At 37.8% G+C, this 23,450-nt stretch carries 20 protein-coding genes; 8 read left to right on the top strand and 12 right to left on the bottom strand.

Features of this window, described 5'->3' with window-relative positions; translation table 11 throughout:
* The first annotated feature begins 2 nt into the window (after positions 1 to 2).
* The 5 genes from MKL33_RS04110 (at position 3) to MKL33_RS04090 (ending at position 6,487) form a co-directional block, all read left to right on the top strand.
* Positions 3 to 1,376 carry a PQQ-dependent sugar dehydrogenase gene (locus tag MKL33_RS04110; RefSeq protein ID WP_270906504.1) on the top strand — a complete coding sequence of 458 codons (1,374 nt, stop codon included), beginning with the start codon at positions 3 to 5 and terminating at the stop codon, positions 1,374 to 1,376.
* A gap of 177 nt (positions 1,377 to 1,553) precedes the next feature.
* Complete coding sequence (gene salA / locus MKL33_RS04105) at positions 1,554 to 2,831, top strand: salicylate 1-monooxygenase (protein ID WP_270906503.1); 1,278 nt, start codon at positions 1,554 to 1,556, stop codon at positions 2,829 to 2,831.
* A gap of 40 nt (positions 2,832 to 2,871) precedes the next feature.
* Complete coding sequence (locus MKL33_RS04100; RefSeq protein WP_270906502.1) at positions 2,872 to 4,227, top strand: MFS transporter; 1,356 nt, start codon at positions 2,872 to 2,874, stop codon at positions 4,225 to 4,227.
* An 88-nt stretch (positions 4,228 to 4,315) separates the two neighbouring features.
* Complete coding sequence (locus MKL33_RS04095; protein ID WP_270906501.1) at positions 4,316 to 5,206, top strand: LysR family transcriptional regulator; 891 nt, start codon at positions 4,316 to 4,318, stop codon at positions 5,204 to 5,206.
* A 129-nt stretch (positions 5,207 to 5,335) separates the two neighbouring features.
* A complete protein-coding gene (locus tag MKL33_RS04090) occupies positions 5,336 to 6,487 on the top strand; it encodes a sterol desaturase family protein (protein ID WP_270906500.1) in 1,152 nt (383 codons plus the stop codon).
* A 40-nt stretch (positions 6,488 to 6,527) separates the two neighbouring features.
* Here the strand turns inward: MKL33_RS04090 and MKL33_RS04085 are convergent, their stop codons facing one another.
* Positions 6,528 to 7,730 carry an MFS transporter gene (locus tag MKL33_RS04085; protein ID WP_270906499.1) on the bottom strand — a complete coding sequence of 401 codons (1,203 nt, stop codon included), beginning with the start codon at positions 7,728 to 7,730 and terminating at the stop codon, positions 6,528 to 6,530.
* A gap of 138 nt (positions 7,731 to 7,868) precedes the next feature.
* On the opposite strand from MKL33_RS04085, the gene MKL33_RS04080 reads away from it, so the two are divergent.
* Entirely contained in the window at positions 7,869 to 8,429 is a 561-nt protein-coding gene (locus MKL33_RS04080) for a TetR/AcrR family transcriptional regulator (protein ID WP_270906498.1), read from the top strand.
* Positions 8,430 to 8,884: 455 nt separating this feature from the next.
* Complete coding sequence (locus MKL33_RS04075) at positions 8,885 to 10,183, top strand: dicarboxylate/amino acid:cation symporter (protein WP_002119617.1); 1,299 nt, start codon at positions 8,885 to 8,887, stop codon at positions 10,181 to 10,183.
* Positions 10,184 to 10,343: 160 nt separating this feature from the next.
* Here the strand turns inward: MKL33_RS04075 and MKL33_RS04070 are convergent, their stop codons facing one another.
* The 11 genes from MKL33_RS04070 to MKL33_RS04020 all read right to left on the bottom strand — a co-directional run bounded on the left by MKL33_RS04070 (position 10,344) and on the right by MKL33_RS04020 (position 20,814).
* On the bottom strand, positions 10,344 to 10,547 hold the full coding sequence (locus MKL33_RS04070) for a hypothetical protein (RefSeq protein WP_002119766.1): 204 nt from the start codon (positions 10,545 to 10,547) through the stop codon (positions 10,344 to 10,346).
* A gap of 362 nt (positions 10,548 to 10,909) precedes the next feature.
* On the bottom strand, positions 10,910 to 11,641 hold the full coding sequence (gloB, locus tag MKL33_RS04065; RefSeq protein ID WP_270906497.1) for a hydroxyacylglutathione hydrolase: 732 nt from the start codon (positions 11,639 to 11,641) through the stop codon (positions 10,910 to 10,912).
* A 152-nt stretch (positions 11,642 to 11,793) separates the two neighbouring features.
* Positions 11,794 to 12,489 carry a methionine ABC transporter permease gene (locus tag MKL33_RS04060; protein WP_002119707.1) on the bottom strand — a complete coding sequence of 232 codons (696 nt, stop codon included), beginning with the start codon at positions 12,487 to 12,489 and terminating at the stop codon, positions 11,794 to 11,796.
* On the bottom strand, positions 12,486 to 13,511 hold the full coding sequence (locus MKL33_RS04055) for a methionine ABC transporter ATP-binding protein (protein ID WP_002119636.1): 1,026 nt from the start codon (positions 13,509 to 13,511) through the stop codon (positions 12,486 to 12,488). The genes MKL33_RS04060 and MKL33_RS04055 overlap by 4 nt, the downstream gene beginning before the upstream one ends.
* A gap of 75 nt (positions 13,512 to 13,586) precedes the next feature.
* Positions 13,587 to 14,459 carry a MetQ/NlpA family ABC transporter substrate-binding protein gene (locus MKL33_RS04050; RefSeq protein WP_002119639.1) on the bottom strand — a complete coding sequence of 291 codons (873 nt, stop codon included), beginning with the start codon at positions 14,457 to 14,459 and terminating at the stop codon, positions 13,587 to 13,589.
* Positions 14,460 to 14,946: 487 nt separating this feature from the next.
* The gene (gene purD / locus MKL33_RS04045) at positions 14,947 to 16,233 is read right to left on the bottom strand and encodes a phosphoribosylamine--glycine ligase (protein ID WP_002119643.1); all 1,287 of its coding nucleotides are present in this window, start codon (positions 16,231 to 16,233) and stop codon (positions 14,947 to 14,949) included.
* A gap of 126 nt (positions 16,234 to 16,359) precedes the next feature.
* Positions 16,360 to 17,934 (bottom strand): bifunctional phosphoribosylaminoimidazolecarboxamide formyltransferase/IMP cyclohydrolase, encoded by a 1,575-nt coding sequence (gene purH / locus MKL33_RS04040; protein WP_025465553.1) that lies wholly within the window; start codon positions 17,932 to 17,934, stop codon positions 16,360 to 16,362.
* Between the two features lie 85 nt (positions 17,935 to 18,019).
* Positions 18,020 to 18,289 (bottom strand): DNA-binding transcriptional regulator Fis, encoded by a 270-nt coding sequence (gene fis / locus MKL33_RS04035; RefSeq protein WP_001086304.1) that lies wholly within the window; start codon positions 18,287 to 18,289, stop codon positions 18,020 to 18,022.
* Between the two features lie 376 nt (positions 18,290 to 18,665).
* Positions 18,666 to 19,511 (bottom strand): zinc-ribbon and DUF3426 domain-containing protein, encoded by an 846-nt coding sequence (locus MKL33_RS04030; RefSeq protein WP_069037234.1) that lies wholly within the window; start codon positions 19,509 to 19,511, stop codon positions 18,666 to 18,668.
* A gap of 12 nt (positions 19,512 to 19,523) precedes the next feature.
* A complete protein-coding gene (prmA, locus tag MKL33_RS04025) occupies positions 19,524 to 20,429 on the bottom strand; it encodes a 50S ribosomal protein L11 methyltransferase (protein ID WP_017480823.1) in 906 nt (301 codons plus the stop codon).
* A 154-nt stretch (positions 20,430 to 20,583) separates the two neighbouring features.
* Positions 20,584 to 20,814, bottom strand: a complete 231-nt coding sequence (locus MKL33_RS04020) for a hypothetical protein (protein ID WP_002119672.1) — start codon at positions 20,812 to 20,814, stop codon at positions 20,584 to 20,586.
* Positions 20,815 to 21,046: 232 nt separating this feature from the next.
* Here MKL33_RS04020 and mnmG point away from each other — a divergent pair, with 232 nt between their 5' ends.
* Positions 21,047 to 22,927: a tRNA uridine-5-carboxymethylaminomethyl(34) synthesis enzyme MnmG gene (gene mnmG, locus MKL33_RS04015; RefSeq protein WP_069037233.1), complete on the top strand. Its 1,881-nt coding sequence runs from the start codon at positions 21,047 to 21,049 to the stop codon at positions 22,925 to 22,927.
* Positions 22,928 to 23,450: the final 523 nt, after the last annotated feature.

Below are 23,450 nucleotides of genomic sequence, written 5' to 3'. Positions count from 1 at the left end.
AGATGCTTAACGATTTTTTGAAGCCAACTTTAGGCATTACGGTTGTATGTGTACTTGCAGGATGTGCGTCATCCTCTCAATATCCAATTACTGATAGTTATGGGCCAGAACCAAAACTTCCTGAACCAAAAACAAGCTTATTACCGACCGTTAATATAGCCCCAGCAGAAGGTTGGCCAAATGGCGCTATGCCAACTCCAGCAGAAGGTTTAAAGGTCAAAGCATTTGCCAAAGGACTTGAACACCCTCGCTGGCTTTATGTATTACCAAATGGCGATGTATTGGTTGCTGAAACAGATGCTCCGCCTAAACCAGAAGACAGCAAAGGTATTAAAGGTAAAATCATGACTTTTGTGATGAGGCGTGCAGGCTCATCTCATCCGAGCGCAAACCGTATTAGTTTACTTCGTGACACCAATGGAGATGGAGTCGCTGACCAGAAAACGGTATTCCTTAAAAACTTAAATTCTCCATTTGGTATGGCATTGGTAGGTAATAACTTATATATCGCCAATACGGATGCACTAGTACGTTTTCCTTATCAAGAAGGGGAAACTCAAATTACAGCCAGTGGAACCAAAGTATTGGACTTACCGGGTGGTGCTTTAAACCACCACTGGACCAAAAATGTAATTGCTAATCGCGAAGGTACAAAGCTCTACATTACTGTCGGTTCTAACAGTAATGTTGCTGAAAATGGTTTAGATCAAGAAAAAGGTCGCGCACAAATTACAGAGTTTGATATTGCAAGTGGTCAATCTCGCCCATTTGCAACAGGCCTACGTAATCCAAATGGTATGGCTTGGCAACCTCAAAGCGGTAAACTTTGGACGGTGGTTAATGAGCGCGATGAAATCGGTAGTGATCTAGTACCCGATTATATGACTTCGGTTCAAGACGGTGCTTTTTATGGTTGGCCTTATAGCTACTATGGTCAACATGTAGATGTGCGAGTAAAACCGCAAAATCCAGCAATGGTTGCTCGTGCAATTAAACCCGACTATGCGCTAGGTAACCATACGGCTTCTTTAGGCCTTGCATTTTATACAGCCGAACTGATGCCACAATTTAGAGGTGGGGCATTGATCGGTCAGCATGGTTCTTGGAACCGTAAGCCTCACAGTGGTTATAAAGTCATTTTTGTACCATTTAGAAGTGGTCAACCTTCTGGTACACCGCAAGATATCTTGACTGGATTCCTCAGCGATAAAGGCAAAGCGTATGGTCGTCCTGTGGGTGTGGCAATTGATTTCTCAGGTGCTGTGTTAGTTGCAGATGACGTAGGCAATACGATTTGGCGCGTTTCGCCAGTTGCAGAGACGACTTATGAAGCTCCAATGAAACATGCTATTGGAACCCCGCCAGGCACACCATAAAGTGTTTTAACGATCATTTATTAGCATGGGCGGTCTTTAAGCTTTATAAAGGCTCGCCCAAATGGCTATTATTTAATTTTTAAATAATTGAACGAAAAAAATACTAATTGGACTTTATAAGCCAACTTCTCAAAAATGAATATGTGAAAACGATAATGATGTTTAAGGAAGAAACACATGAATACACATATTCGAATTGCCGTGGTCGGTGGTGGTATTGCTGGTCTGGCTTTAGCAAGTAATTTAAGTAAATACGCCCATTTAGATGTCCAAATGTTTGAATCTGCACCTCAGTTTTCTGAAATTGGGGCAGGGATTTCTTTTGGTGCTAATGCAGTTAAAGCCATTGAACTGTTAGGTTTAGCTAACGAATATCATGCAATTGCAGATAAAGTATCGCCACCATTTCAAGATGTTTGGTTTCAATGGCGTAATGGTTATACCGATGAATATTTATCTGCATCTATCGCGACAGGTGTAGGGCAGTCATCTGTTCATCGTGCTGACTTTCTTGATGCCATTATTCCTCACATGCCTACGCAAAATGTCCATTTTTCTAAACGCCTTGAGGCGATTGAAGAACAAGATGATCAGGTGATTTTGCACTTTAATGATGGTGGTCAGCATGAGTGCGATTATTTGATAGGGGCTGATGGTATCCGCTCTGTGGCTCGCCAATATGTTTTAGCTTCTCATCATTTACCACCAGTTCATCCACGATTTTCAGGAACTTGGGCATATCGTGGCATTATTTCTCACGCTTCATTTAAAGAAGCTTTGCAACAAGTAAATGGCGATACAGATTTAGCAGATATTCCCCAAATGTTATTGGGCAAAAACAAACATATTTTAACGTTCCCAATTCGTAAAGGTGAGCAAATTAATATCGTTGCTTTCTGTTCAAACCGCGAAGATACAATACTACCAGCCGATACACCGTGGACTAAGCCTGTCGATAAAGCTCAAATGCTTTCCGATTTTTCAGACTGGAGTGAAAGCTGTCAAACATTACTCAATTTAATTGAACAGCCTACCATTTGGGCCTTACATGAAATTGAAGAACTTTCGACTTATCAAAGTACCTCAGGTCATATCATTGTCATGGGCGACGCTGCACATGCCATGTTACCTCATCAAGGTGCTGGAGCAGGCCAAGGTCTTGAAGATGCATTAATTCTCGCGGCCTTATTGTCGACAAAAAACTTACAAGCAGATCAATTAACTGATGTGTCTTCGATATATGAAAAGCTCCGTTTAAAACGTGCTTGTCATGTTCAGCAAACTTCTCGTGAGTCTGGCGAAATTTATGAGTGTTATTCGACTCAGTACCCAACGTTTGCCGAAATTGGCGAACATCTTGAGCATCGCTTTGACTGGTTATGGCAACACGACCTAGAACAGGATGTTGCAGAAGCACAGCAACAATTACATCAGCTAGGAATGGCAACGATTTAAATAAATTTTTGTTTTACACAATTTGCTAAGGAAAGCAATTATGGAAAAACTAAATGCAAATCAATTGATTGATGATGCAAGATTAACACCATTACATTGGCGAGTGATCTTGCTGAGTGCGCTCATTATTATTTTTGATGGTTATGATTTAGTCATTTATGGTGTTGCATTACCCAAGCTTATGCAACACTGGCAGTTAGATAGTATGACTGCTGGATTGTTGGGCAGTGTCGCATTATTTGGCATGATGTTTGGTGCCATGAGTTTCGGGAGTTTGGCCGACAAATTAGAGTCGTATGGCTTTAGCCGTAAACGTTTAATTATACTGTGTGTCTTCATTTTTAGCGGTTTTACGGTGTTATGTGGTTTTGTCAACAGTCCTAAAGAGTTTGCCATTTATCGATTTATTGCCGGTCTAGGTTTGGGCGGCGTAATGCCAAATGTCATTGCTATAATGACCGAATTTGCCCCAAAGAAATTACGATCAACTTTGGTATCGCTCATGTTTAGCGGCTATGCAATTGGTGGTATGAGCTCAGCGCTTTTAGGTATGTGGTTGGTTCCTAAATTTGGTTGGCAAATCATGTTTATTTTGGCGGGTATTCCACTCATTTCATTACCTATTATTTGGAAATTTTTACCCGAATCAATTGATTATCTGGTACGCCAGAAAAAATGGAATGAGGTGCGTGGTTTACTTCAACAGTTAGCACCAGAACAAAACATAGCTGATCATACGAGCATCATATTACATCAAGAAAATCAAAGAACTGCCACTCGACCTTTGGTTGCTCTATTTACCGAAAACCGTGCTTTAGTCACTGTATTTTTCTGGTTGAGTGTATTTATGGCTTTACTCATGGTGTACGCGCTCGGTAACTGGATACCCAAACTCATGGTCGAGGCGGGATATGATTTATCAACCAGTCTTGTCTTTTTACTGGCGCTAAACTTGGGTGGGATGTTGGGTGCAATCGGTGGCGGTTACTTTGCTGATCGTTTTCATTTAGGCAAAGTAATTTGTTCACTCTTCTTAGCGGGTGCAATTTCACTTTACTTGCTGAGCTATGCTTTACCTATGGTCATTTTATATCTCTGTATTGCCATTGCAGGAGCGGCGTCTATCGGCGGGCAAATTTTATTGCTAGCTTATATGGCTCAGTTTTATCCTTCACCAATTCGCAGTACTGGCATTGGTATGGCTTTGGGTGTAGGTCGTATTGGGGCGATTCTAGGTCCGATTTTATGCGGCTGGCTTTTAAGTTTACATCTACCGATTGAATATAATTTTATCGCGTTAGCCATTCCTTGCGTGCTGGCAACCTTAAGTGTTATTGCCATAAGTATTTGTAATCGAATTAAACTTGTAATGCTGAATTCAAGTATATCTTCATAAAAATTAAGCACTTTTATTCCCATAAAGGAACTAAACTCTAAGCAAAGAAGTTAAAGTCTTTGTTTAGAGTATTTAAAGGATCAGAACCATGGATTTAGGTTTGATTAAAGTTTTTGTCTGTATTTATGAGTCTCGGCATATTAGTAAAGCTGCTGATAAATTAAACTTGAGCCAGCCTTCTGTAACTTATAATTTGAACCGTTTACGCCGTCAGTTAAATGATGAATTGTTTACCCGAAGCAGAGGTGGCGTCGAACCTACAAAAGTTGCACATGAGCTTTATCCGATTTTTCATCAAACAATTTTTAATATTGAGTCAGCGATTGCTCAAGCACAGGAATTTCATCCTGAAAACTCAAATAAAACTTTCCGAATTGGACTCTCGGACGCTGGGGAGATTTGCCTCTTGCCTAGTCTTATGGCTTTTTTGCAGAAAACAGCACCCTATATTCAAATTGACATTGAAGAGATTCAGTCGTCTAAGGTTGAACAGTGGCTTATTGATGGCTTTTTAGATCTAGCCGTATTTAATAGTACGCAGACCATAATGCCTAAAATAGAAACACGTACTTTATTTGAAGAAAGATATGTATGCATTGCTAGAGCTGACCATCCACGGCTACAGCAGCAACTGACGTTAGAGCAATATTTGCAAGAAGATCATGTTGCCATCAAGTCATCGACAGGGCACATCCAAGTTGAGCAATATTTAAAAACATTGGATTTGAAGCGACGAATTCGTTTAGAAGTTCCACATTTTAGCGTTTTACAAGGTGTTTTGCAGAGTTCAGATATGTTGGTGACTTTACCATCGCGAGCAGCTCGGCATTATCTAGCTCATGGTAATGTCCAAATGTTTGAATTACCTTTTACTATGGATTCTTTTAAAGTGAGCTTGAATTGGTTTAATCGTAGTGATGATATTATTGCCAGAAAATGGCTGATTCAATCTGTCGGTCAAATATTTGAAGTTTTATAAGAATAATTTACAGCTATTTAAAATTTAGTTTCAGTAAGCACTTTGATCTGCGAAGTTAAAGTTCTTTCCAATTTATTATTAAATTTTGATAGCATTCGCGTTATACACAATAAGAATTGTATATGAATTATGACCGATCAATTAAGAGCAAAATTTGAAAATTTAGAACTTAACGCAGGTTTAGGGAAAATTAGCGCCTTTATTTCCATGTCACTCAGCTTACTTTGCTTATTTGGTGCATTATGTTTTTTATTTCCCAGTGTATTAACCACCCCAGAACTCCGTCCTATTTACGCAAAACACTATAACCTTTTTTATTATGGCCTCATCACAGGCATTATTATTAGTGCTGGTTTCGGTGCATTTAGTGCCATTATCCGTCAAAATCGTTATGGTTTTTACGGACTATGTTTTTCACTTGTAGCAGCAGTTTTGGGCTGTGGTGTAATTGAAGTACCCGTTTTGCCAAGTGTACCGTTTTATGCAGGTATCGATTATTTTGTACTAACTTTATTTATTTTAGCGTTCATTTTTATCCCCCTTGAAGGTTTTTTTGCTAAAAATCCTGAACAAAAAATATTAAGAGTAGGATGGGTGACCGATATGAAATATTTCATGGTCAGCCATATTGGCATTCAATTATTTAGCTTTTTAACGGTTATGCCAATTCAATATTGGATTACACATCTACCTGATAATCCAATTGTGCTTTATGTACAAGCTCAACCGATTTGGCTGCAATTTATTGAGTTGCTCATCGTGGTCGATTTTACGGTGTATTGGTTACATCGTGCCATGCATGAGGTTAATTTCTTATGGCGCTTTCATGCGATTCATCACTCGACTGAATATATGGATTGGTTAGCATCTTCTCGTTTGCATGTCATTGAAGTGCTCATGACTCGCTTTATTGCTACTTTACCGATTTTCCTGTTAGGTTTTCATACTTCAGCTGTTTTTGCTTATTTAATCTTTATTTCGTTTCACGCTATTTTCATTCATTCCAATGTACGTTTTCGTTTCCCATATTTGCGCTGGATTATCGCAACGCCAGAGTTTCACCATTGGCATCATTCTTCAGAAAAACCAGCCATTGATAAAAATTACGCTGCTTTTATTCCTTTATATGATGTCATCTTCAAAAGTGTATATATGCCAAATCATCTGGCAAGCGTGTATGGCACGGTAGGTTATAAAATTCCAAATAGTTTTATAAAACAATTTACATGGCCATTTAAAAAGTATGTAAAGCGGTTTTTAAAACCTTGGCGTGATCAATAAAATAAAAAAATAGCCTCTATAGAGGCTATTTTTTATAGGCTTATTTACTTTTAAAGTTTTTAAAAATCAGAAGAAGGGCAACAAGCGACAGTAAGACAATAAAACAAATATAACTATTTGCTGTACTCATCAGCCCAATTTTCCCAACAAAATAACCAGCTAAAATTGCAGGAATACTAAATGCTAAATAACTTTCAACAAAAAATGCAGCCATAAGTCCTGCGCGTTCTTCTGGTAAAGCTAGCGGCATTACTGTGCGGATTGCGCCCATAAAAGCTGTACCAAAACCCACACCCGTAATAATAGAACCGAGAAATAAAACTACTGCACTTGTAAGATTAATTGCTAAAAATAAAATGGTTGAACCAATAGCAATTGAAAGAGTACCTGTTAATAAAATACGGTAATTTGTCGACTTTCTAAGCGTCAATATACCTGTCGCACCAGAAAGGGCGAGCGCCATAAACATAATACCGTTTAGCCATGCCGATGAAGTATGGAAAATTTTTGCCAGTAAAGAGGGCATAAGTGATAGGAAGAAACCACTGACCATCCAAAGAGCAATATTAATCGGACTAATACTCAATAAAGCACTTTTTGTTTGTGGGGGAATAGCCATATTGGGTTTTAAAGAAGCAAGTGCACCCGATCTCTTTTGGGCTGTTTCAGGAGTAAAAAAACTTAAAATGAGTTCACAAATAAGAAGAAGACATAAAAATTCAAAAACAAGCTGTAACGGTTGGGCAGAGAATTGCAAAATAGAACAAGTTAGAAATATACCAACAGCCATGCCGACCATTGGTGCGATACTATTAATAAGCGAACCCTGAAGCTTACTAAAATCTAAAATTGCTGCGCCTATAGCCGAGACAGCAAGCCCTGTTGCGATTCCTTGTAAGCCCCGTGCAATAAATAACATCGAAACATCTGAAGCAAATAAGAAAAAGCTCATCGAAATAATTTGCAGAAAAATGGCTGCAATAATAACAGGACGGCGTCCAATATAGTCAGACAAAGAACCAATAATCAGTAATGAACCCAGCAAAGTAAAAGCATAAGTTGCAAAAATTAAAGTCAAAGTGACAGGTGAAAATTGCCAAAGCTGTTGGTATAGACGATAAAGTGGAGTCGGTGCACTAGACGCCGCCATAAAAGTCATGAGCGTGATTGTATTGAGTGTTAATGCATTTGCACTTTCTAACTGAAAAACTGATCCAGACCGTTTTGAACTTGAATTGTTCATATAAGATGAATAACATAAAAGCGAATATTTAGCTTTTATACATTATTTTTACACTAAAGCAAATCCTTAGCTTTAGTATATTTTGTATATAGATATAAATATTTATAAATTTTTTGATTCCTTTTACAGAGTTTATAAATGGCAAAAGTTGTTACTGGCTTACGTCCTGGCGGTCGTAGTGAAAGAATTCAAACTGCGGTGCATCAAGCGGTAAAAGAGCTTCAAAAAACCTTAGAGCAGACCCAAATTACCATACCTATGATCGCTCATGAGGCAGGAGTAACACCTTCGACAATTTACCGCCGTTGGGGCGATATTAATCAGCTATTTTCAGATGTAGCCCTAAATGAACTTAAACCTGATATGGAACCAAAAGATTTAGGTTCATTTCAGCTAGATATCACTGCATGGATTGAACAATATTTTGAGGAGTATTCTTCTGAAGTTGGTCAAACATTATTGCGTGATGTGCTATATACAGCCGACTCTTCAAATGCGAGAAAATGTGAAACCTTAATTATTCAACAACTTGATATTATTCAAGCCAGAGCTAAATCGCGTAATGAAACCACTATAAATAATGAAGAAATTATCGAAGCTGTGATTGCCCCTATGCTATTTCGCATCTTATTTACTGAACATACATTAAGCTTAGATTATGTCCATATTTTATTGGAACGGTTATTTAACCCCCCCTAATTTGAATTAATTATCAAAGCCTATTAGTGTAATTTTTTAACAAGAACTAGACACGTTATCTTGTTAAAAAATTATATATCAATTTTTCTTATTATTCTTAAACTAAATTTTCATAATTTATAATTTACATGTTTTTTATAAAATCATTTATTTAATAAATGTTGTGGTTGCATGAGACAATTAAACTTCTACAGCCATTTTTGTGTATGTTTTTACTTAAAATATTAATATTAAATAATGCTTTATAGCGAATTTTGGTTGTTTTTTTATTTTTTAAACCTAGAAAATTAAAATGATTTTATATAATTTATTGCATGATTATTGAATTTTACATTTTTTAAATTTATAACACAGGCCGTTTTTTATTCTTTACAATGGCTTTTCCTTGATAAAGCAGCTTGTGGTGCACGCTTTATATTTTATTTTTTTATCCCCATCGAAAAGGTATTTAGATAATGGATTTCAATACCCTTGACCAAGAAACGGTACAGAAAAAACAGAAGTTTCACCAAATTTTGTATGTACAGGTCATCTTTGCAATTATTTTGGGCATTTTAATTGGTCATTTTTACCCAGAACTTGGCGAAAGTTTAAAACCGCTTGGTGATGCATTCATCAAGATCGTTAAAATGATTATTGCTCCCGTCATCTTTTTAACCGTTGTTACAGGCATTGCCAGTATGACAAACATGAGCCGAGTCGGCCGTGTAACTGGTAAAGCTATGCTTTATTTCCTTACCTTCTCAAGCTTGGCGCTTGTGGTTGGTATGATTGTGGCAAATATTATCCAACCAGGTAAAGGTCTTAATATTGACCCCGCTACCTTAGTCAACGACAAAGTAAATACTTACGTTGAAAAGGCGCATGCAACAAATATTACTGACTTCTTCATGAATATTATCCCGCAAACTCTAGTTAGCCCTCTGGCAGGTGGCGAGATTTTGCAGGTTCTGTTTGTGGCGGTGTTATTTGGTATTTCTTTGGCTGCATTGGGTGACCGTGCACGTCCAATTACCGACTTCTTAAATAACTTAACAGCTCCAGTTTTTTACCTTGTTGGTATGTTAATGAAGCTTGCTCCAATCGGTGCTTTTGGTGCAATGGCTTTTACCATCGGTGCGTATGGAATCGAGTCAATTGGTAATTTATTACTATTAATTATGACGTTCTATATTACAGCGGTATTGTTTGTCATAGTGATTTTAGGAGCCGTAGCCCGTTACAATGGCTTCTCAATTATTCATTTAATCCGTTATATCAAAGATGAGCTTTGGTTGGTTTTAGGAACAAGTTCTTCTGAAGCAGCTTTACCATCTTTAATGGATAAAATGCAAAAAGCAGGTTGTGAAAAATCGGTGGTAGGTTTGGTGATTCCAACAGGTTATTCATTTAACCTCGATGGTACAAATATCTACATGACTATGGCGGCTCTGTTCATCGCACAAGCATGTAATGTTGACTTATCAATTAGTGAACAAATTGCATTGCTTCTTGTGGCAATGGTAAGTTCTAAAGGTGCAGCAGGGGTGACTGGCGCAGGTTTTATTACTCTGGCTGCAACTCTATCGGTTGTACCGGCGGTTCCTGTAGCAGGTATGGCTTTAATTCTTGGTATTGACCGTTTTATGTCAGAGTGCCGTGCATTAACAAATTTAGTTGGTAATGCTTGCGCAACAATTGTTGTAGCACGATGGGATAAAGCTTTAGATAAAGATCTTTTAGATAAAGCTTTAAAGAACCCTAAAGCAGAATAATCTTATAAAAAATCTGTAGCTGAGGGCAATTTGGGAGAGTAGCCCTGCTACAGATTTTTTGTTTAATGTCTAACAATATATTTTAATTAAACCATTCTAAAGTTCTGCAATATTACTTATCTTTCAAAAAGACAATACTGTAAATCGAGTCGTAAAAAAATTATGCTTTTAAGTGATCCTCAAACTCTTCACCTAATTGCATCGCTAATGAATTACCTGCTAAATCACAAGTCACTAAACCATATTCTTTTTTGAAACTAAAAGTAAAACCTTTTCCATCAGCAAGATTTTTAACTGAATACCCTAACTTTTCTAACCAAATACGAAACGCAATCAAATTTTTAGCTTTAACAACCTTTTTCACGTGAGAACTCCTTCTATCCGTGGCATTACATCTTATTTATTAATAGGGTTTTAATTAGATTTTTTAAAGGGGGAAAACTTTGTTTTATTTTGCAACTTGTAAAAAAAGTAAGATAGAGAAAGAACAGTTTTCATTTTTATAAAAATATGGTGGTGTTATGTAACTAAAAAATAAATACTTTTTATTTAATGGGGGTATTTATTGGCATGTTTTTAAGAAAATATAAATTTGAGAGAATTTTTAAAAAGATGAATAAATATGAAGAAAGTAAATGTAAAAAATAATTACGATCAACGTGCGCTATGCAAAAAGATACAGTTCTTAAAATGAAACTGTATCTCTTAAAAGGAGAAGCTTTAACTTTAAAAGTTATCTTTAAGTGCACGTAAATGAGCAAAGTTTTCAGCACTTTCTGCACGAAGAAAAGGATTGGTGGCTAATTCTAGTTCAATCGTACTCGGAAGGGTGATTGAACCTTGTTTACGTAGCTCACGAACTTCTTCAGCTCGTTCAGATAAGGCATGGTTATGCGGTTCTACCGTTAAGGCAAATTCGGCATTTGAAAGCGTGTATTCATGCGCACAATAAACTTTGGTTTGTGTTGGTAGCGCTGCTAAACGACTAAGTGAGTGATACATTTGTTCAGCCGTACCTTCAAATAATCGTCCACATCCCATTGCAAACAAAGTGTCACCGCAGAATACAGCTTCTAACTCTTCAATAAAATACACAATGTGCCCTAAGGTGTGACCTGGGGTCGCGATAATCTCTACTTTTAAATCATTAAATTTTAAATGATCGTCAAGTTGTAAGGGGTGAGTAATTCCCGGAATTTTTGAGAGCTCATCACGTGGACCATAGACAGTAATATTTTGGCCAGCCGTTAAATCCGCTACACCACCGATATGGTCTTTATGCCAATGAGTGAGCCAGATTTGTTTTAAAGTGAGTTGATAATTTTGACAAAATTGAGTCACAAGATCAGCTTCTGTTGGATCAACTGCAACAGCCTCTTGGGTTTCAGTATCTTCTAAAATCCAGATATAGTTTTGGAGGGCATTCTGTACATCAATAAAATGAATTCTATAACGCATTGTTTTATCCTAAAACCAAATCCAAAGAGTAAGTAATCACTATTTTTGATAATAACAGAAAATGGTAGTAAGCCACTCACTCAACCTTTTAATGAAAATGATGTATATAAAACAAAAAAGCCCCCATTTAGGGAGCTCTTTATATGAGTAATTTAACGGATCTTAGAGAGCCAGTTACCTAGTGTCTGTACAATCTGTACTAAGAGCAATAGAACAATTACTGTTAAAATTACAACGCTTGTATCAAAACGTTGGTAACCATAAGAGATTGCTAAGTCACCAATACCACCTGCGCCCACTGCACCAGCCATTGCTGTTGCACCAATCAAACTGATTGTCGCTGTTGTGAGGTTTAAAATGAGTGAACTGCGTGCTTCTGGCAAAATAAAGCGGTAAATAATTTGCCAAGGTGTAGCACCCATCGCCTGAGCAGATTCAATAATTCCTTCATTTACTTCGAGTAGGGAAGTTTCAATCAGACGTCCCATATATGGACCAACGTAAATTGTTAAAGGAACGATCGCTGCCCACGTACCAATTGAAGTACCTACCAATAACTTGGTAAGAGGAATCACTGCAATAAGTAAAATAATAAATGGGAGAGAGCGTAACGCATTTACAATTGGGTTGAGTAAATGATAGACGAATCTATTTGGCAAAATACCTTCTGGGCGAGTTACAAGCAGGATAACCCCTTGAATGAAACCCCAAATACCACCAAATAACAGCGCAAAAAACACCATGTGAAATGTTTCTTGTAGAGCCGTTACAAACTGGTCAATTGAAAGAGAACTGTGCCAGAAAGGTTGAGTTAGTTCAGTTAACCACTGTACGATTAAATCTCTCATACTTGATCTCCTGATTGAACTACACTCACTTCATTTTTCTCTAAAAACTCGATAGCCTGTTTAATCAACTGTGGCTCACCTAGAAGCTGTACAAACATTTGACCAATGACAGTACCGTTAATTTCAGTCATGTTAGCGAATAAGATATTTAAACTAATATCAAATTGTTTAATCAGTGACTGAATTACAGGTTCTTGAGCAGAACGGCCCAAAAACTGTAAACAGTAGATGCTATGGTGATGCTGATTTTCGAGTTGATTTAAAATATTCACAGGCAACTGTTGATGTAACACAGTTTGAATAAAGTTTTTAGTCGTCGGATGTTGAGGATTACTAAAGATATCAATCGTTGAACCTTGTTCAATGACTTTACCAGCTTCCATCACAGCTACATGATCACAAACAGTTTCAATGACATCCATTTCATGGGTCACCATAACGATTGTGATTTTTTGCTCTTGATTGATTTTCTTGAGTAACTCTAAAACAGACTTGGTTGTTTGCGGGTCTAGGGCAGAGGTTGCTTCATCACACAAAAGAATTTTTGGATGATTTGCCAAAGCACGAGCAATACCGACACGTTGCTTTTGGCCGCCAGAAAGTTCATCAGGATAAGCATCTTTTTTATGCTTAAGATCAATGAACTCCAATAACTCATTTAAGCGCTTTTCACGTTCTGCTTTATTGTAATTCAGCAGACGCATTGGCATTTCGATATTTTCAGCAACCGTTTTGGTTTGTAGCAAATTGAAGTGCTGAAAAATCATACCAATATTTGCACGTTCCTGACGTAATGAACGCGCATCCAAAGCAGTGAAGTCCTTTTGATTAATGATAACCTGACCTTCATTTGGTCGTTCAAGTAAGTTAATCAGGCGGATTAAAGTACTTTTACCTGCACCACTATAGCCAATAATACCAAAAATACTCCCTTCAGGAATTTCCAAATTAATTTGGTCCAGAGCTCGTATGGTTTGGCCTTTAAGCTGATAGTGCTTTGAAATGTTTTTAAATTGAATCATGTCGTCAAAAACTATGCTAAAAAGAAAAAACAGGCAAAGAGTCTTTGCCTGTTTCGCGTTGCAGCTATTATATTACTATTTAGCTTCCGTGAGGTAGCTGATTGGCTGATTCACGTCAACTTTTGTACCACCAAAGTGTTGTTCAACGTATTTTTTAACAGCTTCAGTGTGGTATAGCTGGCCAACTTTCTGAAGAATTGGGTCATCTTTGCGAGATTCAGCTGTTGCAAGGATGTTTACATTCAGTTTAGTGCTTTGGTCAACAGGTTCATAGTAGATAGAATCTTTAAGTACGTTTAGACCACCTTCTAAAGCTAATGTATTACCTAAAACAATTGCATCAACTTCATCTTTTACGCGTACAGCTGTCGCCATTTGGATTGGTTTGATATCAATTTTTTTACTGTTATCGATAATATCGCTTGGTGTGCCTTTAGCAGGGTCGAAGTCAGCTTTAAGTTTAATTAAGCCAGCACTTTGTAATAACAATAATGCACGAGCTTCATTCGCAGCATCATTAGGAATTGCAATGCTTGCACCTTGTTGGAATTCTTCTACTTTTTTATGTTTACTTGAGTAGATCCCCATTGGCTCAAGATAAGTTGTAGCAACTGGAGCAATTTTATCTTTATTTGATGCATTGAAAGCCACCAAATATGCATAAGATTGGAATGCATTTAAGTCAACTTCTTTATTTGCTACAGCTGTATTCATTGCAACATAATCAGTGAAATTTTTCACCTCAAGCTTAACACCAGCAGCTTTAGTTTCTGGTAAAGTCGAAATATAACGCCAGATATCAGCGTCAGAACCAGTTGAGGCAATAACCACAGTTTGAAGTTGTGATGAATCACCACTCTTTCCAGCTTGTGGTTCACTTTGTTGTTTACCGCAAGCTGCAAGTAATAGCACAGACACGCTTAAAAAAAGACTGATCAGCTTTTTCATGTAAAAAAAGTCCTGATTAAGAGAGATATCAACTATTTAGTTGGCTCTCTAGAAAAGAGAATGAGTTTTGTTGTCACGTCACAAAGTTTTGAATGCTAAAAGTTATAGCTTTTAGCTCTTTTCTAATTCCTCAGATACTTGTTTTACCGTTTTTGATCTGTACTAAATAAAACTATTTGCACAACAGTTCTATCATGAGTTGACAGTCTTTAAGCGATTTCTAAAAGTATTCAATGTTAAAAATAACTATTATCCCTAACAGAATTAGATGATGAGCCTCAATATTTAAAGGCACAATAACTTTGTGGAAAGTTCCAACGCTTTATCTAATCATATCAATAAAAACATATTCAATATAGTGGACATGTTTCGATCTTATTGATTGGAAGTGAATAAAAACTGGGATTTATATAAAATTTTCTGATAAATAAGAATGAAATATAAAAAGCCCTCTTTAATAGAGGGCTTTTTATCAGTTGAGAGTTTTTTACTCAGCTTTTTCGCGTGCAATTGCGCGATAGCCAATGTCACTACGATATTGCATACCTGTAAAGGTTACTTGTCCGCATACTTCAAGTGCATTAATTTGTGCTTCAAGCACGCTGTCGCCTAGCGCAGTTACACAAAGAACTCGACCACCAGAAGTCACGATGTGACCATCTTCACGAGTTGCAGTGCCTGCGTGGAAAATTTTAGTATCTTCAGGTGATTGTCCAATACCTGAAATTACATCACCTTTGCGTACGCTATCAGGATAGCCTTCGGCTGCAAGTACGATACCGATTGACTTACGCTCATCCCATTCAGCTTCTTTTGGCAAGTTGCCAGCAATACCAGCTTCTACCAATTCAACAAGAGATGACTTTAAGCGCATCATGATTGGCTGAGTTTCAGGATCACCGAAACGACAGTTGAACTCGATCACACGCGGTTGACCTTGTTCATCAATCATTAAGCCAGCATATAAGAAACCAGTGTAGACATGTCCGTCAGCAGCCATACCTTCAACAGTCGGACGCATGATTTCAGTCATAACACGTTCGAAAATGTCAGAAGTTACCACCGGAGCAGGAGAGTAAGCACCCATACCGCCAGTATTAGGACCTTGGTCACCTTCAAAAATACGCTTGTGATCTTGTGAAGTTGCCATTGGTAAAATATTTTTACCATCAATCATACAAATGAAAGAAGCTTCTTCACCTGCAAGGAACTGTTCAATTACAACACGTGAACCAGCATCACCGAATTTGTTGCCTGCAAGCATGTCATCAATTGCTGCAAAAGCTTCTTCGTTGGTCATTGCAACGATTACACCTTTACCAGCAGCAAGACCGTCTGCCTTAATTACAATTGGTGCACCATTTTTTTCAACATAAGCTTTAGCTGCATCAACTTCCGTAAATACTTCATAAAAAGCAGTTGGAATGTTATGACGCTTTAAAAAATGCTTAGCAAATGCTTTTGAGCCTTCAAGCTGCGCAGCATATTGAGTTGGTCCCCAAATTTTTAGACCTGCTTCGCGAGCAGCATCTACCACACCATTCACTAAAGGTGCTTCTGGACCAACAATAATAAGTTCAACATTATTTTCTTTAGCAAAAGCGATAATGGCAGGGTTGTCTAAAATATCAAGCTGAACATTAACGCATTTATCTTCAGTTGCAGTTCCCGCATTTCCCGGTGCAACGAAAACTTGAGTAACTTTGGTATCTTGCGCGATTTTCCATGCCAAAGCATGTTCACGACCACCACTACCTAAAACTAAAATATTCATTTTTAATTTGTTCCTTAACTTTAATCCTTTTCATCCCCCTCTATTCCTCAAGGTGGAGTTTAGCTCCATTATTGTGGAAAACCCTCCTGAATAAAAGGAGGGTTATTAGGGAGGACTAAATTTAAATTAGTGGCGGAAATGGCGCATACCAGTGAACACCATTGCAATACCAGCTTCGTCTGCTGCAGCGATTACTTCTTCATCACGCATAGAACCACCTGGTTGAATGATGCATTTAATGCCAGCTTTAGCAGCATTATCAATGCCGTCACGGAACGGGAAGAATGCATCAGAAGCCATTACAGCACCTTCAACAACCAAACCAGCATGTTCAGCTTTAATGGCAGCAATACGCGCTGAGTTAACGCGACTCATTTGACCTGCACCTACACCAATAGTTTGGCGGTTTTTAGCATAAACAATTGCGTTTGATTTTACATATTTTGCAACTTTCCAAGCAAAGATAAGATCATCAATTTCTTGTTCAGTTGGCGCACGTTTAGTAACTACTTTAAGATCATCTTTAGTGATCATGCCCAAGTCTTGATCTTGAACAAGTAAGCCACCATTTACGCGTTTATAGTCGAGTTGCGGTGCACGTGCATCAATTGCAGGTAACTCGCCACATACTAAAACACGTACATTTTTCTTAGCGCCAGTTACTTCAAGTACGCCATCAGCAATACTTGGAGCAATAATCACTTCAACGAATTGACGCTCTACAATTGCTTGAGCAGTTGCAACATCTAATTCACGGTTGAATGCAATAATACCGCCAAAAGCAGATTCTGGATCAGTCGCATAAGCTAAATCATAAGCAGCTTTAATGCCGTCTAAAGAAACCGCAACACCACAAGGGTTAGCATGTTTCACGATGACACAAGCAGGTTTTGCGAATGATTTAACACATTCAAGTGCAGCATCTGTATCTGCAATGTTGTTATAAGACAATTCTTTGCCTTGTAACTGTTTTGCAGTAGAAACTGATGCTTCTTTTGCATTAGCTTCGACATAGAAAGCAGCCGATTGATGTGGGTTTTCACCGTAACGTAAATCTTGTGCTTTGTTCAATTGAGTATTGAATGTACGAGGGAATAAGTCAGCTTCACCTTCGGTCTTACCAACGCGAGCGCCTAAGTAAGAAGCGATCATGCCGTCGTATTGAGCTGTATGTTCAAATGCTTTAACTGCTAAATCAAAACGCGTTTCATAAGAAAGCGAACCAGCAGTTTTTAATTCATTAATTACAGTGTCGTAATCAGAAGCATTAACTACAATACCTACTGAAGCATGGTTTTTAGCAGCTGCACGAACCATTGTAGGACCACCGATGTCGATATTTTCGATTGCATCAGGAAGAGTACAGTCAGGTTTTGCAACAGTTGCAGCAAATGGATAAAGGTTTACAACAACAAGATCAATCGGATCGATGTTGTGTTCTTCCATAACTGCTTCATCTAAACCGCGACGAGCAAGAATACCGCCATGAATTTTTGGATGTAAGGTCTTAACACGACCATCCATCATTTCAGGGAAGCCAGTATGTTCAGATACTTCTACAACCGCGATATTATTATCTTTAAGCAACTTATATGTGCCGCCTGTAGATAATAGTTCTACCCCTAGAGCTGCAAGGTTTTGAGCAAATTCGACAATTCCTGTCTTATCAGATACAGAAATCAAAGCACGTTTAATAGTCATGATGTTTAATTCAACAATTTCAAGTCTACGGATTAAAACCAATAAGCATAAAAAAATGCCCACGACGTCGTGAGCATTTTATCATTTATTCACTCATTAAACCGTGAGCTTTTAACTTTTTACGTAAAGTGCCACGGTTGAGTCCAAGAATTTCTGCAGCACGCGTTTGATTACCACGTGTATATTCAAGAACTACAGATAAAAGAGGTTTCTCCATTTCTGCTAGCACCATGTCATATACCTGAGATGGTTGCTCACCTTGCAATTGTGCAAAATAATGGCGAACTGCGCGATCCACGTGGATGCGAAGAGCAACATCAGATTGTGCAGTAAAAATAGGAGATTTGCTATTCATGCGAGTTAATCCGAAAATCAAATACTAGCTTGGGTAAAGTAGTATATAAATGTGGTCTAAAAATACGGAGTCCTGTTTTAGATCCTAAAACAGTGACTCTAAAACATAAGAACAATTAGCTTGCCATATTTCTTCGTATTGAATAAAAAATAAGCGTAACAATAATTAAATATTTGTTACAGCCCCCTCAAAAACAAAAAAAGTTAGGCTATGCGCTTAAAGTAGAAAAGCACACATGCTTAACAGTATTTTTTTTGGATTGAGAGCGAGGAGTATATGAGTCAAAGCTTTCGTGGCGCGTATCATACCATTGTCTAGGAAAAAGTGAGCAAATTAACTGCATTTTTTTTTATTTTTTTTTCACTTTTTTTACATTTTAGGGGTGGACAATTTCTAATCGATAATTTACTAGCCTTTTTTTGCTTTTGTTTAGCTCAAATTGGAATCGGAAAGGAGTGTTTGATGGAATACGTTGAATACCCCTTAAGTTTTCAACTAGATATTGTTGAGGAGTTAATATGATTTCCTCTGTTTTGTCTGGCTCTGTTGCAAAAATCAACTTTAGGTTAGGAAGCTCAATACTTTTATCATTCTGGTTGAGCAATATGCCTGAGAACTGGGTATGGTTCGCATCGATCTTGCGGACTTTTAACTTTTCTATATAGATAAGTTGATAAAGTTCTGCTGATTTGTTGCAGTGTAGTATTTGGCAAACGTAATTAAAAGCATGGCTAACGGTTGGGCTTGCATGCATGAGCTTAGGGTTAAACCAGAGGATTTGAAAAGTAAAGACTAAAATTAAAATAAGGTTGGCAGAGCTCCAGAGCGTATAGTACAACCAACTATGCTTTTTATTATTGTCTTGTTCTTGTGGGGATGCCTGCTCAGCTAAATTAAGGTTTGGTAGAGCATTAATAGGTTCGTTGTGAAAGTAATTTAAGTTGTTGAGATAAGTTAAAAGATCAATATTAGAGTTTTCTACTTTTTGGTCAAAGATATCTAGTACGTGAGAATGCGTCATATATCTTGTCTGCATTGAACCATGGGCTAACGTCGTTGAGTTGACCATAACTGGCTGTTCAATATTGATTAGATGGGTTAAGGCATTAAAGCTTGAATTACATTTAGGGCAACAAACCATACCCTGAGCAACAGTCAATTGAGTAAGAGATACTTTATAAACTGTTAAACATTTAGGGCAGCGGGTTTGTTTTTCATTCATGGGTTAAAAATCTCAATTTATTGTTTTACGTTTTCCTGAAATGCGACACCAGTTTTCTTCGCGCTTTTCGACATCTAATATATCAAAAAAATCAGAATAAACACGTGAAACATCAGCAACTTGCTCTTCAATCACACCAGCAAGTGCGAACTCGCCCTCAGATTTGATTAAATTTGCAAATTCAGGCGCAAGCATCATTAAAGGTCCTGCTAAAATGTTTGCAACTAAAACATCGGCTTGTTTAGGTTTGAATTCTTGATCAAACTCTTCAGGAAGACCTACATATAGTCGATCTAATACACCATTGAGCTCTGCATTTTGTTTTGTTGCTAAAACAGCCTGAGGATCAATATCGGTAGCGTATACTTTTTTAGCGCCTAATAATAAAGCTGCCACGCCTAAAATGCCTGAACCACAGCCATAATCAATCACGATTTTATCTTTAACGTCAGTTTTACCCAGCCATTGTAAGCATAGGAAAGTACTTGCGTGATTACCTGTACCAAATGCAAGACCTGGATCTAACTTAATGTTAGTTGCGTCTGCTTCTGGTGGCTCTAGCCATTCAGGCACGATCCAGAACTTTTCTCCAATCTGAATTGGCTCATAGTAATCCATCCATGCGCGTTCCCACACTTGATCTTCAAGTTCTTCATGACGCATAGGAACATCTGGAAGTTGAGCTTTTAAGAAAGCTTCTAAAGTGTCGACATCAATAGGGTCTTGTTCGTCTTGTTGATAGATGCCTGTCACAATAACTTTGTTCCATAAAGGTGTTTCACCTGGTAATGGTTCAAGTAAAGCCTGATCTTCAGCATCATCCAGCGTTACGCTTACCGCACCTAGAGACATTAAAAGTGTTTCTGTGAACTCAACTTGTTCTTGATCAACGGTAATGTGTATTTGTAACCACTTCACGAAAAGGACCTAAAAATTTTATTTAAAGGCGTATTGTAGCGGACTAGACCATTTTAAAAAAGAAAGCGGCCCATCTTTAATGGACCGTCTTTGAAAATACTGATGAGATATAGCGGAAAATAAATGACTTCTTCTATACCTATGTCAAAACAGATTAAGGAGCAGGGGCCTTAAATTGTAACTTGCCATTTTCGTTTGGTTGGCAAGTACCGTTAAAGGTTACACCGTTGTGATTGTATGAAACCCATTCACCTTGCTGTTTTTTTGCACAGACTCGAATTTGTTTTTGCATTTCAGCTTTGCTCGTGTCAGCAGCATGGGTAAAAGTTACGCCTGAAAAACAAATTAGAGATGCAGTTAAGATTTTTAACATGGTCGTTTTCATTTTGTATTCCTTCTCGTTGCGTTAATTTTAAAGTCATAGAAGTGCTGTACGTTTTTTATTCTAAGATGAATTAATTTTAAAAACATTCACTTTGTATTGAATTCATGAAACAAAATGTCAAATCATGTGGCATAGCGTAAATTATGTGAAGACAATTTTGTAATTATGTACATCAATAAGCAGATAATTTTGCTATAATGTTCCGTCTTTTTTTTCTGGTGTTTTTGTACTCATGCACTATCCTAAAGTTTATGATGTTATCGTTATCGGTGGCGGTCACGCAGGTACGGAAGCGGCCCTTGCTGCTGCGCGTATGGGACGACAGACTTTGCTTTTGACCCATAACATTGAGACTTTGGGCCAAATGAGTTGTAACCCAGCAATTGGTGGTATTGGTAAGTCTCACCTAGTCCGTGAAATTGATGCACTTGGCGGTGCAATGGCTCTGGCTGCTGATAAAGGTGGTATTCAGTTCCGCATTTTAAATTCGCGTAAAGGTGCAGCTGTGCGTGCAACACGTGCTCAAGCTGACCGCGTGCGTTATAAAGCTGCTATCCGTGATACTTTGGAAAATCAAGCAAATCTTGACATTTTCCAGCAAGCAGCTGATGACCTGATTGTTGAAGGCGATACCGTTAAAGGTGTTGTTACCCAAATGGGTATTCGCTTTGATGCTAAAACTGTTGTGTTGACTACAGGTACATTCTTGGGTGGTGTAATCCACGTTGGTTTAGAAAAATCAAGCGGTGGCCGTGCGGGAGATCCTCCTTCTATTGCACTTGCTCAGCGTTTACGTGAATTAAAATTACCAGTAGGACGTTTAAAAACTGGTACTCCGCCACGTATTGATGCACGTTCAGTTGATTTTTCAGTCATGATTCCGCAACCGGGTGATTTCCCATCTCCAGTGATGTCATTCATGGGTGATGCTTCTATGCACCCTGAGCAAGTAAACTGTTATATCACTCATACAAATGAAAAAACCCACGATATCATTCGTGGTGGTTTAGATCGCTCACCAATGTACACTGGTGTTATTGAAGGTGTAGGTCCGCGTTACTGTCCATCAATCGAAGATAAAATTCATCGTTTCGCTGATAAAGACTCACATCAAGTATTCTTAGAGCCAGAAGGTCTAGATACACACGAGCTTTATCCAAACGGTATTTCAACTTCTTTACCGTTTGATGTTCAGTTCGAGCTTGTACGTTCAATCCGTGGTATGGAAAATGCCCATATCTTACGTCCAGGCTATGCAATTGAATATGACTATTTCAACCCGCAAGCTTTGAAATTTACACTTGAAACTAAAGCGATTAATGGCTTGTACTTTGCTGGTCAAATTAATGGTACAACAGGTTACGAAGAAGCTGGTGCCCAAGGTTTACTTGCAGGTTTAAATGCTGCGCGTCGTGCGTGGGAGCAAGAAGAATGGACGCCTAAACGTGACCAAGCTTACATGGGTGTGCTAGTTGATGACCTCATCACGTTAGGTACTAAAGAACCGTACCGTATGTTTACCTCACGCGCTGAATATCGTTTGATGTTGCGTGAAGATAATGCGGATCAGCGCTTGACTTCTATTGGTCGTGAACTTGGTTTGGTTGATGATGTTCGTTGGGCTGCTTATTGCGAAAAAATGGAAGCGGTTGAGCGTGAAACCTCTCGTTTACAACATTTATGGGCAGCACCAAATAACCCTATGGGTAAAAAATTCGTTGAAATGACGGGTGCTGATTTGAGTAAGGAATGTAGCGCGATTGATTTGCTTAAGCGCCCTAATATTACCTTTGGTCAAATTGCTGAACTTACTGGTTCTGAAGTTTCAGAACAAGTGGGTGAGCAAATTGAAATTGCTGTGAAATATGAAGGTTACATTAACCGTCAGCATGAAGATGTTGCTCAATTGAAGCGTCTTGAAGAAACTAAAATTCCTACCGATTTTGACTATGATGCAGTGTCAGGCTTATCACGTGAAATTACACAGAAGTTAAAAACTGTTCTTCCAGAAACTTTAGCTCAAGCAAGTCGTATTCCTGGTGTTACACCAGCTGCAGTTCAACTCGTAATGATCACAATTCGTAAGAATAATATGATTAAGAAAACAGCTTAATCATTTAAATGTACAAAAAGCCCAGTTAAGACTGGGCTTTTTTGTGAGTCAAAATTTGTAAAAATCAGTGATTTGTATTGTAAAAGTATGTGAATTATTAAGACGAAATTATAATTTAAAGTGAAATTTTTAAGTTTTTATAATTAATGTTAAAAAAATTTTATTATTAAATATTTGAAAATTAATATTATTTTTATTTATTTGGTAATGATTATTATTTTCTTCATTTTTTATCCATTTTTCCATGCTTATGGATGAGTAAAATGTATGCGACAAAATCGATAGACATTTGGAATGATCAAGAATGAATCACCTATGAAGAGTGGCAAAGGTGCGGTTGCGGTTTGAGCTTTCAACATATGTGGAAGGGGTAATCAACAGTGCGAGTATTGTGATCAACATATCAGTAAGCATTATTAAACTTACACAGTAAAATAAGCATATGTTAAACGTGCTATTAGTGTGAAGTCTAATATTACTGAAACTGTTATTAACAACAATCCTAAATAATATATCTGATTTT

The organism is Acinetobacter sp. AOR43_HL (assembly GCF_027854635.1).
GTDB classification, from domain to species: domain Bacteria; phylum Pseudomonadota; class Gammaproteobacteria; order Pseudomonadales; family Moraxellaceae; genus Acinetobacter; species Acinetobacter pittii.
This window is presented reverse-complemented; position numbering and strand designations above follow the sequence as displayed.

Bases quoted from the DNA above. Each gene is read 5' to 3' on its own strand.
- gloB (WP_270906497.1), bottom strand. From the start codon at position 11,641: ATGCGTTATAGAATTCATTTTATTGATGTACAGAATGCCCTCCAAAAC.
- MKL33_RS04030 (WP_069037234.1), bottom strand. From the start codon at position 19,511: ATGAATGAAAAACAAACCCGCTGCCCTAAATGTTTAACAGTTTATAAA.
- fis (WP_001086304.1), bottom strand. From the start codon at position 18,289: ATGAATAGCAAATCTCCTATTTTTACTGCACAATCTGATGTTGCTCTT.
- MKL33_RS04095 (WP_270906501.1), top strand. From the start codon at position 4,316: ATGGATTTAGGTTTGATTAAAGTTTTTGTCTGTATTTATGAGTCTCGG.
- purD (WP_002119643.1), bottom strand. From the start codon at position 16,233: ATGAATATTTTAGTTTTAGGTAGTGGTGGTCGTGAACATGCTTTGGCA.
- MKL33_RS04085 (WP_270906499.1), bottom strand. From the start codon at position 7,730: ATGAACAATTCAAGTTCAAAACGGTCTGGATCAGTTTTTCAGTTAGAA.
- MKL33_RS04080 (WP_270906498.1), top strand. From the start codon at position 7,869: ATGGCAAAAGTTGTTACTGGCTTACGTCCTGGCGGTCGTAGTGAAAGA.
- MKL33_RS04110 (WP_270906504.1), top strand. From the start codon at position 3: ATGCTTAACGATTTTTTGAAGCCAACTTTAGGCATTACGGTTGTATGT.
- mnmG (WP_069037233.1), top strand. From the start codon at position 21,047: ATGCACTATCCTAAAGTTTATGATGTTATCGTTATCGGTGGCGGTCAC.
- MKL33_RS04090 (WP_270906500.1), top strand. From the start codon at position 5,336: ATGACCGATCAATTAAGAGCAAAATTTGAAAATTTAGAACTTAACGCA.
- salA (WP_270906503.1), top strand. From the start codon at position 1,554: ATGAATACACATATTCGAATTGCCGTGGTCGGTGGTGGTATTGCTGGT.
- MKL33_RS04060 (WP_002119707.1), bottom strand. From the start codon at position 12,489: ATGAGAGATTTAATCGTACAGTGGTTAACTGAACTAACTCAACCTTTC.
- MKL33_RS04020 (WP_002119672.1), bottom strand. From the start codon at position 20,814: ATGAAAACGACCATGTTAAAAATCTTAACTGCATCTCTAATTTGTTTT.
- MKL33_RS04075 (WP_002119617.1), top strand. From the start codon at position 8,885: ATGGATTTCAATACCCTTGACCAAGAAACGGTACAGAAAAAACAGAAG.
- MKL33_RS04100 (WP_270906502.1), top strand. From the start codon at position 2,872: ATGGAAAAACTAAATGCAAATCAATTGATTGATGATGCAAGATTAACA.
- MKL33_RS04055 (WP_002119636.1), bottom strand. From the start codon at position 13,511: ATGATTCAATTTAAAAACATTTCAAAGCACTATCAGCTTAAAGGCCAA.
- MKL33_RS04050 (WP_002119639.1), bottom strand. From the start codon at position 14,459: ATGAAAAAGCTGATCAGTCTTTTTTTAAGCGTGTCTGTGCTATTACTT.
- purH (WP_025465553.1), bottom strand. From the start codon at position 17,934: ATGACTATTAAACGTGCTTTGATTTCTGTATCTGATAAGACAGGAATT.